12 protein-coding genes are annotated in these 12676 nt (G+C 60.6%); 7 read left to right on the top strand and 5 right to left on the bottom strand.

Annotated elements, in window-relative coordinates:
* Positions 1–36: 36 nt before the first annotated feature.
* Positions 37–621: a DedA family protein gene (locus EOK75_RS14690; RefSeq protein ID WP_168199258.1), complete on the bottom strand. Its 585-nt coding sequence runs from the start codon at positions 619–621 to the stop codon at positions 37–39.
* A 91-nt stretch (positions 622–712) separates the two neighbouring features.
* Positions 713–1318, bottom strand: a complete 606-nt coding sequence (locus tag EOK75_RS14685) for a 5-formyltetrahydrofolate cyclo-ligase (RefSeq protein ID WP_137194842.1) — start codon at positions 1316–1318, stop codon at positions 713–715.
* 260 nt (positions 1319–1578) lie between these two features.
* Between EOK75_RS14685 and nrdR the strand changes: the two genes are divergently transcribed.
* The 3 genes from nrdR to EOK75_RS14670 all read left to right on the top strand — a co-directional run bounded on the left by nrdR (position 1579) and on the right by EOK75_RS14670 (position 3518).
* On the top strand, positions 1579–2046 hold the full coding sequence (gene nrdR / locus EOK75_RS14680) for a transcriptional regulator NrdR (RefSeq protein ID WP_137194841.1): 468 nt from the start codon (positions 1579–1581) through the stop codon (positions 2044–2046).
* Positions 2043–3134 carry a bifunctional diaminohydroxyphosphoribosylaminopyrimidine deaminase/5-amino-6-(5-phosphoribosylamino)uracil reductase RibD gene (gene ribD / locus EOK75_RS14675; RefSeq protein ID WP_137194840.1) on the top strand — a complete coding sequence of 364 codons (1092 nt, stop codon included), beginning with the start codon at positions 2043–2045 and terminating at the stop codon, positions 3132–3134. The genes nrdR and ribD overlap by 4 nt, the downstream gene beginning before the upstream one ends.
* A gap of 63 nt (positions 3135–3197) precedes the next feature.
* Positions 3198–3518, top strand: a complete 321-nt coding sequence (locus EOK75_RS14670; protein ID WP_137194839.1) for a ribonuclease E inhibitor RraB — start codon at positions 3198–3200, stop codon at positions 3516–3518.
* Between the two features lie 6 nt (positions 3519–3524).
* Here EOK75_RS14670 and EOK75_RS14665 read toward each other — a convergent pair whose 3' ends face one another.
* The 3 genes from EOK75_RS14665 to EOK75_RS14655 are packed head-to-tail and all read right to left on the bottom strand — an operon-like array spanning position 3525 to position 7965.
* On the bottom strand, positions 3525–4424 hold the full coding sequence (locus EOK75_RS14665) for a DMT family transporter (RefSeq protein WP_137194838.1): 900 nt from the start codon (positions 4422–4424) through the stop codon (positions 3525–3527).
* On the bottom strand, positions 4415–6745 hold the full coding sequence (locus EOK75_RS14660; RefSeq protein WP_137194837.1) for a PIG-L family deacetylase: 2331 nt from the start codon (positions 6743–6745) through the stop codon (positions 4415–4417). Before EOK75_RS14660 ends, EOK75_RS14665 begins: the two co-directional genes overlap by 10 nt.
* Complete coding sequence (locus EOK75_RS14655) at positions 6736–7965, bottom strand: ROK family transcriptional regulator (RefSeq protein ID WP_240794114.1); 1230 nt, start codon at positions 7963–7965, stop codon at positions 6736–6738. The genes EOK75_RS14660 and EOK75_RS14655 overlap by 10 nt, the downstream gene beginning before the upstream one ends.
* Positions 7966–8121: 156 nt before the next feature.
* Between EOK75_RS14655 and EOK75_RS14650 the strand changes: the two genes are divergently transcribed.
* The 4 genes from EOK75_RS14650 to argH are packed head-to-tail and all read left to right on the top strand — an operon-like array spanning position 8122 to position 12676.
* Positions 8122–9378 carry an extracellular solute-binding protein gene (locus tag EOK75_RS14650; protein WP_137195798.1) on the top strand — a complete coding sequence of 419 codons (1257 nt, stop codon included), beginning with the start codon at positions 8122–8124 and terminating at the stop codon, positions 9376–9378.
* Between the two features lie 54 nt (positions 9379–9432).
* Positions 9433–10329 carry a carbohydrate ABC transporter permease gene (locus tag EOK75_RS14645; protein ID WP_137194836.1) on the top strand — a complete coding sequence of 299 codons (897 nt, stop codon included), beginning with the start codon at positions 9433–9435 and terminating at the stop codon, positions 10327–10329.
* Between the two features lie 29 nt (positions 10330–10358).
* Positions 10359–11192, top strand: a complete 834-nt coding sequence (locus tag EOK75_RS14640) for a carbohydrate ABC transporter permease (RefSeq protein WP_137195797.1) — start codon at positions 10359–10361, stop codon at positions 11190–11192.
* Entirely contained in the window at positions 11189–12676 is a 1488-nt protein-coding gene (gene argH / locus EOK75_RS14635; protein WP_137194835.1) for an argininosuccinate lyase, read from the top strand. Before EOK75_RS14640 ends, argH begins: the two co-directional genes overlap by 4 nt.

Below are 12676 nucleotides of genomic sequence, written 5' to 3'. Positions count from 1 at the left end.
CAGGGCGGCTTCGGCCGCCCTTTTCATTTGGGCGGGCTATGAGGTCTCGCGTCCGGCAATGCGTCGCCGCCATTTGCGGATCGCGAAAACGGTCAGCACCAAGACGATGGCCACCGGAACCCCAACCTCAAGATATTCCGGCACGTCAATGTTTTGGAACATTTTTGCGATCAATTGCCCCGCTTTCTGGCCCACTAACACCAAGATCAGCGACCAGATGAAAGCTGCAATCCCGGTCAGGATTGTGTAGCGCAACGGCGAGATATCGGTTGCTGTGGCCAGTGCGACAGGCCCCGCAGTGCGCACGCCGGGCATGAAACGGATGGCCAGCGCTAGCAGCATCGGATAGCCGATGATCGCATTGAAAAACCGCCATTTGCGCACAGAGACCACGACCCGAACCGTCCGGTGATGATTACGGAAACGTCGGGCAAGGTGATAGATCAGCAGATCGGAAAACCAGCCCCCTGCCATGCCCGCCGCAATGACCGGCCACATCGGCAGCAGTCCCCGTTGCACCAACACACCTGCGGTAATCACCGCGGCGTCTCCTTCGACGGCGGCGGTGCCAAATACGGCCAGAAGGCCGAAATGCGAAATCAGAGAGGTCGGGTCAAACATGCGGGCCACCTTTGCAAGCCCAGTGACATAGGCAGTTTTTGTCCGGTCGCAAGAGGTATAATGCATGCAGCCCAAGAAGCGGTTTTGCGCCTCAGGCCAGGATCACACGGTTCATGGCAATATCATGGGGCAGGGGGAAGATTGTCGGAATGGATTGCGCGGCAAAGCCGATTCCGATCACGCGGATGTCATGCCCGGCGGCGCGTAGTGCGGCCAGCGTCCGGTCATAAAATCCGCCACCGTAACCAAGCCGGAACTGCATCGGGTCCACCCCCACGACAGGGGAGATGATGAGGTCGGGGATAAGGACACGCGCATCCTCGGCCGGGATCGGGATGTTCCAGACGCCGCGAACCAGCGCCGCATCGGGTTGCCATTCTCGAAAAACCAGCGGAGCGGCCTTTTCCACGACCACCGGTAGTGCGATGCGGGCACCATTGCCGCGCCGTTCTGCTGCCCAGCCGCGCAGGTCCGGCTCCCCCTTGAAAGGCCAGTAAATCCCGATGGTCCGCGCGGGCTCTTCCTCCAACGCCTTGAGGATCGCGGCCTCGGCCTGCTGGCGGTCTGCGACGGGCATGGCTTGGCGCAGGGCGATCAGGCGCGCGCGCTCGGCACGGCGCCAGCGCATCACATCGCGGCGGGTTTCTGCGTCTTCGGGCATTCGGCACGGAGAGGACGCATAGGGCGCGGGTTCCATGTGTATCTCCCTTTCTTTGATCGCAGTCTAACATGCGTTTTGCAGTGCCGTTTGATAAAAAAAGACCGTCGCGGGCCCGTCTGCGCCACCCTGGATTGTGCGGCGTGAGTCTTGCGCGCCACAGTCTTGCCCCTATATCTGGCATTGGCGCATATCGGCTACCCAAGACCTGCGCGTCTGCCTATAGTCCTATGGATAAGCAGGGGGGCTTACCCCCGCATCTGAGGCAGTAAAATCAAGAAACGAAGGGGGACAGGCCTATGCGCTGCCCATTTTGCGGTAATATAGACTCTCAGGTCAAGGATAGTCGTCCGGCCGAAGATCACGTCGCCATCCGGCGCCGGCGTTTCTGCCCGGCGTGTGGTGGGCGTTTCACGACATATGAGCGGGTGCAGCTGCGCGATCTTGTTGTTGTGAAGACCAATGGCAAACGCGAAGATTTTGACCGTACCAAGCTGGAGCGCTCCATCCGTATGGCCTTGCAAAAACGCCCAATCGATCCGGAACGCGTGGATCAGATGATCAGCGGCATCGTGCGCCGTTTGGAAAGTCTGGGTGAGACGGACATCGGCTCCAAGATCATCGGGGAGATTGTGATGGAATCACTCGCGCGGATCGATACGGTGGCATATGTACGATTTGCCAGCGTTTACAAGAACTTCCAAGCCGCAGATGATTTCGATAAATTCGTGTCGGAGCTGCGCCCTACAGGCAATACCGAGGAATGAGCGAACAAGACCGCGCCCATATGCGCCACGCGTTGCAGCTTGCAGCGCGTGGCCTTGGGCGTGTGTGGCCGAACCCTGCGGTGGGCTGTGTGCTGGTGAAGGATGGGCGCATTGTCGGCCGCGGCTGGACGCAACCGGGGGGGCGTCCCCATGCTGAACGCCGTGCTTTGGATCAGGCAGGTGCGGCCGCACGCGGCGCCACCGCCTATGTCACGCTGGAACCCTGTGCCCATCACGGCCAAACACCGCCTTGCGCCGAAGGGCTTGTGGCTTGTGGCGTCGCGCGCGTTGTTAGCGCCTTGGAAGACCCCGACACCCGTGTGGCAGGCAAAGGCCATGCGATACTGCGCGCGGCAGGGATTGAGGTAGAGGTCGGCTTGCTTGCCGATGCTGCCCGCACCCTGAACCACGGTTTTTTGAAGCGGACCACCCAAGGCTTGCCGATGGTGACGCTGAAGCTTGCCACCACTTTGGACGGGCGGATCGCCACGGCCTCGGGGGAAAGCCGCTGGATCACGGGCGCGGGCTCTCGCCGTGCGGTGCATCTGCTGCGGATGACGCATGATGCGGTGATGGTCGGTTCGGGGACGGCGCTGGCCGATGATCCGGATCTGACGGTGCGTGATCTGGGGGCGGCCCATCAGCCGGTGCGGGTGGTGGTCGATAGCGGCTTGCGCCATGCGCCGGACTCGCGGTTGGGGCAAACGGCGCGGGCGCATCCGGTTTGGCTTTTGCATGGGACCGGTACGGATAATGCGGGTTGGCAGGCCACGGGCGCGCGCTTGCTGGAATGCCCGATGGGTGCCGGTGCCTTGGATTTGCGGGCAGGGCTTGGCTTGCTTGCGGCACAAGGGATCACGCGGGTGTTTTGCGAAGGCGGGGCGGGGCTTGCCGCGGCCCTGATCCGCGCGGGCTTGGTGGATGATTTGGTGATTTTTTCTGCCGGTGCCCTGATCGGAGAGGAGGGCCGCGCCGCCCTTGGCCCGTTGGCGCTTGGGGCCTTGGCCGATGCGCCAAGGCTGTCTTTGGTGTCGCAAACTGCGGTGGGCGGTGATGTGATGTCGCATTGGCGCTTTGTGCAGGTGTGATGGGCCTTGCGCCGGACCCGCGCTTTGGGCAGGAAAGGGGCAACCCTTGAATTGGAGCACGCGATGAGCCACGATTATGAAGCCCAGCAGGCCGAAACCTTTGAAACTTTTGTCGAAATCGGCAAGATCGACAGTTTGCCCAAACGTGCGGTCGTGAATTTCCTGTTTCTGGCCGAGGAACTGGATGCGCCTTTCCCTGCCGCTGCCAAGGCTTTGACGGCGGCGGGTTTTGTCACCACGATTGATGATGACGGCGAAACCCTTGAGGCGCGCACCGCCGAGATGGAAATCTCGGCCCCCGCAATCTGGGCCGAGGAAAAGCGCGCCACCGAGATCGCGCTGAAATTCGGCTTTGATCCCGATGGTTGGGAACTGGTGGAATAGCACCTTTCAGCCGCGCTTGCCCTTATGGCTTGCCATGAGGGCGGCACCGATGATCAGGACCGCCCCAAGATAAAGCCCGATTGACGGCACTTCGTCGAACACGAAATAGCCAACGGTGACCGAGAGGATCAGGGAGAAATAGCCCAAGGGCGCAATTACCCCTGCCTCGGCCCAATAATGCGCGCGCATAAAGCAAAACTGCGCGGTTTGGGATAGCACCCCGATCGACAGCAAGATGGGCCAATGGTCGCCCGGCGCTTGCCAGAAGTAGATCGCAGGAAGCACGCTGGTCAGCGACAGGCCCGCCGTTTGCCAGATCATCTGGGTCAGCGCATCCTCATTGCGCATACGGCGCAGGATGATGACCGCAGAGGTGCCCGCGATGACCGATGCAAACAGCGCGCCGATGCCGCTGGCAGAGGTGGCGCCAAGGCTGCCGGGATCTACCGCGATCACCACCCCGATCAACCCGATACCGCCGGCAATCCACTGTTTTGCGCGGATGCGTTCCCCCAAAATCAGCGCGGCAAGGGCCATCATCAGCAGGGGGCGCGTAAAGTTGACGGTTGTGAACAACGCGAAAGGCAGTTTGGCCACAGCAAAGAAGTTGCCTGTCATTGCGATGGTGGACAGCATGGTGCGCAGGATTTGCAGTTTTGGGTTGGCCAGCCTGACCATGCCGCCGCGCCAGACCACAAAAGGGATTAGCACCGCCAGACCGACCAGCGCGCGCACCAGAACGATCTGGATCGGCGGCAGGTCCACCCCCAGCGATTTGGCGATGGACAGCGCCCAGATGTTGAAACAAAGGTCGGCTGCCAGCCACATCATGCCACGCCTGTTGTTGCGGGCGGGGCCGGTGTCGGGGCTGGTTTGTGGGGTGCTGAGCCGTGGGATTATGGCCATTTTGGCGGGGCGATCAAATTGGCCATCAAACGAAACGCACCAGGGATCAGCGCCTCCATCTGCAAATGCAGGATCAGGGCGCAATGGTGATGCTGTCCCTTGCCGATCCGTGCCGAAAGCAGCGCGCCTTGATGCGGCGCCTCGCCTTCATCGGCCATTTGCAGCACGGGCTGATAGGCGCTGTCCCAGCTTTTGGCAAAGTAAAGCCCGCGCTCCTTCACCCAGCCCTCCCAATCTTGCGGACCGATTTGGTTGGGGGTGTTGAGCAATGGATGCTCGGGGATCAGATGGGTGACGGCGGCATTTTCATCGGTGACACGGTAGCGCAGGCTGGGCTTGCCGATTTCCAACGGGCGCGGCGCGGTGGTGGCTGTCCAATTATCCCACGGGCGGTGATAAAGCGTTAGCAGCGTGCCACCCTTGGCCACCCAGTCATGCACGGTGGGCATCAATGCGGGCAGGGCAGGCCGAAACCGCATGGCAAAGATACCGATCACCAGCGTATCAAAATCGGCAAGGGTGCTGGCGTTCATCTCTGCATCGCCAAGCGTCGTAACATCGGCCCCCATTGCGCGCAGCCAATGATCCACGCGGTCATTGCCGCCACCGATATAGGCGATGCGCGCAGGCGCAAGCGCCACCTCGGCCACGCGCAGGCGCAAGGCAGCAGGTGCCGCCCGCAAGAGCGCGCCGGTATGGGGGTGGTTGATGCGGGTCACGATTTGGGCCGGCTGGCCGCCGACCTTTAGCGGCAGGGTATAAAGCCCCTCAGTCGGCGTTTGCGGTGTCAACGTGGCGCCATTGGCGGATGCATCAAGCGCCCAGCCTTTGGGCGGCGTCAGCTTGGCACCGTCGCTTAAGCGCAAGGGAATTGGCTGCGGCGCTGTGGTGTTGAGGAATGCAGTTTGCGGTTCCACCTCTCCCTCCACTTTTGGCAGGACCAGAACTTGCGCACCGATAGGCAGCAACAGCTGAACGGTTGTCTCGTCCTTGCGCAGCGTGACCGATGCCGCCACGGGGCCTTGCGGGGCATGGGCGTGATGGACCATCGGATAGGGATCAAAGGGGTGCGCATCCACGGCAGGGGTGATGCCGTTTGCATCGGCCTGCCAGCCTGCGGGAAGGTGCCAATTGGCCTCAACCTCACAGTCCTGGGTGGCGGGCTGAAGGGTCAAACCTGCCGCGATATGTTCGCCGGGGCGGGCATGGATGCGCGCCAGCCGCGCCGTCAACCGCGCGCCAGAGGCAAGCCAAAGCACCCGCGCCAGCTGCGCCTCGGTCCGGTCCAGCCGGTGGAGCGTTTGGTCGCGCGCGCCTTCGGGGCAGGTGTCACGCAAGGCGCGCAGATGGCTAAGCGCGTCAAACCCGTGGTGCAAAATCTGTGCGGTATCGGGAAAGGCGGTGATGCAGGCCGCAAGCGCGCCGTCCAGCGTTTGGGCACGGGGATGATCGTCCAGCAACGCGGCATAGCTTTGTGGCAGGTTGTCGGTGATCGCGGACCGGTCCCCCCCGACGTGGCTTTGCGCCAGATGCAGCGACCAGCCTTGCGGCTCTTGGCCATCGGTCCAGCGGCCCATGCCTTGGGTGGCGTGAAACACGCGGGATTGCTGGCCGATCTCGGCCCATGTCCAGCCGGATACAGGTTCCCGCCCTGCGCCGGGGATATGGACGGTGGCAGGGGGCGGAGGCAGATCATCATCATAGGCATCCCCCGCGCCCGACCATGCCGGAAGGTACAGTTTGGCGACCTGCCACGGCGCGCCCTCCGCAATGAAATCAGGATCGGCGGCGGCGGTCATTGCCTCATGCGCGGCTTGGGTCATGGCGCGGTGGTGGCCGTGCTGACCGGGAATATCGAGGAAGGTCGGGCAAAGGATATCGGGCCGGTCCTTGCGAATAACCCCGACCAGCCGCCGCAGGGTATGGGCGTGGCCCCATTTGCCAAGGGTCTCGACGCCGGATTTGGAAAAGCCGAAATCAACGATCGGATCATCTGGGCTGTCTGACAGCCAATACATCGAGAGCCCAAGAATATCTGCCGCCGCGTGCATCTCGGCGGTGCGCAGCGTGCCCAGATCGGCACCCGCCTCGCGGCCGATATCATTCTGCCCGCCCTCGCCACGGGTGGAACAGACATAGGATAGCGACAGCCCGTCGCGGTAAGTGAGAGCGGCCAGCATCGTGCTGATCTCATCATCGGGATGGGCACCGGAATTCATGAACCGCGCCAACCCGCGCAAGGGTTGCAGCGCCCGCCAAAGCATCAGGGCGGCGGGCTGTGTGGTCTGTTCGGCAATACGGGCGGCATCGGTCAGGGGCATGGGGCGTCTTTCATTTCGGTTGGCATCGAGCGGTGGGCATCAAGGCGCGGGGTTACGGTATCATGGATCACAAGGGCTGCGGCGCCCATCGCGGCACTTCGGTTGCCAGAGGTGCCGCGCGCGACCCGTGGTCCGTTGCGATCCGCACGCCGAGAGACAGAGCCTTCGGGCAGCGATAAATTGGCAATCAGCGCATCCAGAAGCGCATCGGGCAGGGCACCGCCAAGGATGATGCATTGCGGATCAAACAGGTTCTCCAGCAGGCCGATTGCGCGTGAAAGCGCCTCGGCGGCGGTGGTGATCCATGTGCTAAGGGCGGGGTTTCCCGCTGCAAGCAGGGCCGCGACGGTCGCATCGGTGCCGCGCGTGTGCGACGCCAACAGCCCCTGCGCAACAAGATGGCGTTGCAGGGAAAGACGGCTGACGTATTGCTCCAGACAGCCATGATTGCCGCAATCGCAGGGCAGGCCGCCGGGGGTGATGATGATATGGCCGACCTCACCGGCATTGCCAAAACCACCGCGCAAAGGCTGGCCTTGCGACACAACCCCCAGCCCCAACCCCGAGCCGAAATAAAGAAACGCATAGCTTGAAAGCCCTTGCGCCGCGCCGCCCATCCCCTCGGCCAGTGCGGCCGCTGTGGCGTCTTTGTCCAGATGAACGGGCATGCCAAGGGCTTCGGCGGCCATCGCGGGGATTTGTTTCGGGTCCCAGCCGGGCAGGGTGGTGGCGCCCGCCGCACTCAACCCCTCAACACCGAAGGGGCCGGGGATGACAAGACCTGCGCCCAGAATGCGGGGGCGATCTGTTTGCGCTTCGTCCGCCATTTGCGCCATCAACCCCAGCACATGCGCGGGGTCGGTTCGGGTCAGGCGCATCTGGCGGGTCAGCAGCGCTGTGCCGCCGAGATCGGTCAGCACCATCGTTAAAATATCAGGCCGGACCTCGAACCCGAGGGCGACAGCCCCCGCAGGATTGAAGGCATAGACCAGCGGTGGCTGCCCGCGCGCGGCGGGCCTTCGGCCTGTGGCGTGAACCAGCCCCTCGCCCTCCATCTCTGCCATCAGGTTAGAGACGGTCTGGGTCGACAGCCCCGAGGCTTTGGCGATCTCGGCCCGCCCCGCGTCACGGCTTTGCAAATGCCCCAAGACCACACGGCGGTTGTGCGCCTTGGTCTTCTCCGCGTTGTTTCCTGCGATGTGATGGGGGGTGTTGGGCAATGGGCGACCTTAACTCAAAACATTTGAATAAAGTATTGATCTTTGCGGTGAAGCCGTCAACAGTTGCCTGTAGGGGGCGTATCCTTGCCGGTTTCCCCGATAGGATACGCCAGTGTTCGGGGCCTGATCCATGCCCGCATCTGGGAGAGAATGACAATGAAAACGTTCAAGACATTTACCTGTGCTGCGGCGACAAGCCTTGCAGCCCTTGTGACCTGCGGCCCTGCTTGGGCAGTGGAAATCGAGTATTGGCAGTATATCTTTGACGCCCGCATCACGGCGATGGATCAGTTGATCGAGAATTTTGAGACGGCAAATCCCGATATCACCGTCAAGCAAAGCACCTTCCCCTATGCCGATTACCGCACCAAGGTGGCCGCCGCCATTCCTGCAGGTCAGGGGCCGGATGTGGTGCAGTTGTTTTACGGCTGGCTGAATGATTACGTCGAGGCCGATCTGATCCAGCCACTGCCCGAAGATCGTTTCCCGGCAGAGCAGATCGAGGCGGATTTCTTTCCGATGGTGCGCGCGATGAAGATCGACGGTGCCTATATGGCGCTGCCGACGGCGGTGCGTTCGCTTGCGTTGTTCTATAACAAGCGGATGTTCAAGAACGCAGGGTTTGAGGCGCCGCCCGCCAATCTGGACGAGCTGGTGGAAATGGCTGCCGCGATGACCCAAAAAGACGGCGCTGGCAACATCACGGCTGAGGGTTTTACCTCGGGCATGACGGCGCAGGATCACCATTGGCTGCGTGAGGTTTTGCTGCGCCAGTTTGGTGGCGTGCCCTATTCGGATGACAACAAGACCGTCACCTATAACAATGCGGCGGGTGTGGCCGCGCTGCAATTCTATACCGATCTGGAACAGAAACACGGCGTGACCAAATCCACCTTCATGGATGAGCCGCAGGCCGCCTTTAAGGCTGGCCGGGCCGCGATGCATATTGACGGTTCCTTCCGGATTGGTGCGCTGAAGGATACGCGCGGCCTTGATTGGGGGGTGGCGGAATTGCCTGCGGGGCCGGATGGCAGCAAATCCAACTATGCCAGCTATTGGGTGAACGCGATCACCTCCAAGGCCGAGGGGGAGAAATATGACGCTTCGGTCAAATTCATGGAATATATCACCAGCGATGAGGCGATGCAGATCTGGCTTGATACGGTCGGGGAGCTGCCCGCAAAACCTTCGGCGGCGATGACCGAGGCAAATCTTGCCGATCCGGTTTTCGGGCCGTTTGTAGCCGGGCTTAACTATGCGCAAACCACGGTGTTTGTTGACGAATCCGGTCAACGTCAGGTGCTTGTGGATGCCGTAAGCCGGATGTTCCTTGAGGGGCAATCGGCCGAGGATGCTTTGGCCGCTGCGGCAACCGCAGAGCAGGCCATTCTGGACGGCTATTACAACAAGTAAACTTACGGGCGGCGCGGCGATCTGCGCCGCCCGTCGTGGGGTTTAGGGGCCGTCATGTCATTTTACCGCAATCTTTCTATCCGCCAAAAGCAGGTGGTCTGGGCATGGGCCTTTCTGGCCTTGCCGATCCTGTTTTACACGGTCATTCGGTTTTACCCGACCCTGAATGCGGTCATCCTGAGCTTTCAAAGCTGGAACCTTTTAGGCCCACGCGAATGGGTCGGGGCCGAGAATTACATCAAGCTCTGGCATGATCCGGTGTTTTGGAAGGTGTTTCGCAATACCTTTGTGTATCTGATCCTCGGCACGCCGATCTCCTTGGTCCTAAGTTTTGTGATCGCCTATCAGCTGGATAAAACCCGCCTGCTGCATGGCACGTTGCGTGCGCTTTATTTCCTGCCGTTCCTGACGTCGACCGTGGCGATGGCATGGGTCTGGCGGTGGTTTTATCAGCCGGTACCCATTGGGCTTTTCAACAATTTTCTGGCGTCATTGGGCTTTGCGCAGATCAGTTTCCTGAATTCGACCACCAACGCGCTACCTGCGATTTTGCTGCCTGCAATCTGGGCTGGGCTGGGGTTTCAGATTATCATCTTCATGGCCGGACTACGCGCAATCCCCACAAGTTACTATGAGGCGGCGCGGATTGACGGTGTTTCCGGCTGGACGATCATGTCCGAGATTACCTTGCCACTGCTGAAGCCCACGATTGTGTTTCTGGTGGTTTTCTCCTCGATCGGTTTTCTGCGGATATTCGATCAGGTGTTTAATATGACCACCAACAATCCCGGCGGGCCATTGGATAGCACCAAACCCCTGGTCTTGATGATCTATCAAACCGCGTTTTCCAGCTTTGATATGGGCTATGCGGCCGCGCAAACGGTGGTGTTGTTCGGTATCCTGCTGGTCGTCAGCCTGCTTCAACTGCGCATCCTGAAGGACAAACCATGACCGAGATCAAGGCCAGTTCCCAAAGCCTGATGCGCAAGCCCGCCAAGGGCCCGCGTGATCCCTATGCCGTGCTGCGCTGGACCTTGCTGGCGATGGGCGCGATTGTGATGGTCATGCCGATTGTCTATATGCTCTCGGCCTCGATCAAATACCCGTTCGAGATGTATGACCTGAACATCATCCCCAAAGAGCCGACCTTCGAGAATTACACCTATGTGCTGTCGGACGGGCGGTTCTTGCGCTGGTTCGGGAACTCGCTGTTGATCGCCACGCTGACGACAATCTCGGCGGTATTTTTTGATGCATTGGTGGGCTATGCGCTGTGCAAATTCACCTTTCGCGGGCGCACATTCGTGTTCATCGCGATCCTGTCCACGCTGATGATCCCGACGGAAATGCTGGTGATCCCGTGGTATCTGATGTCAAAAAGCCTTGGCTGGCTGGACAGTTACTGGGGCATTATGTTCCCCGGTATCATGACGGCCTTTGGCACCTTTCTGATGAAACAGTTCTTTGAAACCGTCCCCGATGATTTTCTGGAGGCGGCGCGCATTGACGGGCTGAACGAGTTCCAGATCTGGTGGTCGGTCGCCTTGCCGTTGGTGGCTCCGGCGCTCAGCGCTTTGGCGATTTTCGTGTTTTTGGGCAATTGGACCGCATTTCTTTGGCCGCTGATTGTAACGAACAGCCAGGACCTTTACACGCTGCCGGTGGGGCTAACCACCTTCAGCGTCGAACAAGCAGTGGAGTGGGAGCTGATCATGACAGGTGCTGCATTGGCCACGATTCCGACGCTAATCGTGTTTCTTATCTTTCAACGCTACATCATTCGCGGTGTTGCCATGGCGGGGCTCAAAGGATGACCGATACCAGTAAATTTCCCGATCCGACCTACCGCGATACGGTGCTGGCGCCGCTGTTTGATGCCGCCAAGGATCACTATGCCCCAAGCGTGCGCGCCATCAACCGCGCCCATCTGGTGATGCTGACCGAAGAGGGCATCTTGCCGCGTGATGTGGCCAGTCAAATCGCGGGCGCCCTGGTGGATATTGATGCCGAACTTGATCTGTCCACGCTGGAATATACCGGCGAGTATGAGGATTACTTCTTTCTGGTCGAGGCAGAGCTGAAACGGCGTCTTGGCCCGGATGTGGCAGGGGCATTGCACACGGCGCGGTCGCGCAATGATATGGACCATACGGTTTTCAAACTGGTACTGCGGCAAAAGACCGAAGATTTGCTGGCGCAATGCACGGATCTGGCGCTGGCATTGATTGCCACGGCGCGGCGCGAACGCGATACGCTGATTGTGGCCTATACGCATGGCCAACCGGCCCAGCCCACGACCTACGGCCATTACCTTGCGGCGGTAATTGAGGTGTTGCTGCGTGACGGCCAACGCCTGTGTGATGCGCGTGAGGTATTGAACCATTGCCCGATGGGGGCAGCGGCGATCACCACCTCCGGCTTTGCGATCAACCGGCACCGGATGGCCGATCTCTTGGGGTTTTCCGCGCCGCTGCGCAATTCTTATGGCTGCATCGCCAGCGTGGATTATGTGACGGGGCTTTATTCAGCGATGAAGCTGTTGTTCTTGCACCTTGGTCGCGTCATTCAGGATATGCAGTTCTGGAGCGCGTTTGAGGTGGGGCAGCTTTATGTGCCGAACGCGATGGTGCAAATTTCTTCTATCATGCCACAAAAACGCAATCCCGTCCCGATAGAGCATCTGCGCCATCTGGCAAGCATGACGGTGGGGCGCTGTGATGCGGTGGTCAACACCATGCACAACACGCCCTTCACCGATATGAATGACAGCGAGGGCGAGGTGCAGGTCGCAGGCTACGCCGCCTTTGACAGTGCGGCACGGGTGCTCAAGCTGATGACCGCGTTGATCCCGTCTTGTTCGATCCGCACCGATCGGGTGGCGGCGAATATGGATGCGGCCTGCGTCACCGTGACCGAGCTGGCCGATACGTTGGTGCGCGACGAAGGCCTCAGTTTTCGCCAAGCGCATGAGGTTGCGGCGGCAACCGCCCATGATGTGATCGCCCGCAGCGCGCCTTTGGCACAGGGGTTTGCGGCCTTTTCTGCGGCCTTTGCCGCGCAAACAGGGCGGGCGCTGCGTCTTGATGCTGCGGGCTTTGCCGATGCCGTCAGCGCACAAAGCTTCATCGCACGCCGCGACCGTTTTGGCGGGCCAGCACCGGCGGCCCTTGATGATGCCTTCCTGCAATATGAATATGAAATGGCGGAATGCTGTCAGATTGACAGGCTTTGCCGTGATCGGGTTGCCAAGGCACAATCCACCCTTGATGCCGCCTTTAACGCCCTGCTGACGGAGTAA

The organism is Pseudorhodobacter turbinis (assembly GCF_005234135.1).
GTDB lineage: Bacteria > Pseudomonadota > Alphaproteobacteria > Rhodobacterales > Rhodobacteraceae > Pseudorhodobacter > Pseudorhodobacter turbinis.
This window is presented reverse-complemented; position numbering and strand designations above follow the sequence as displayed.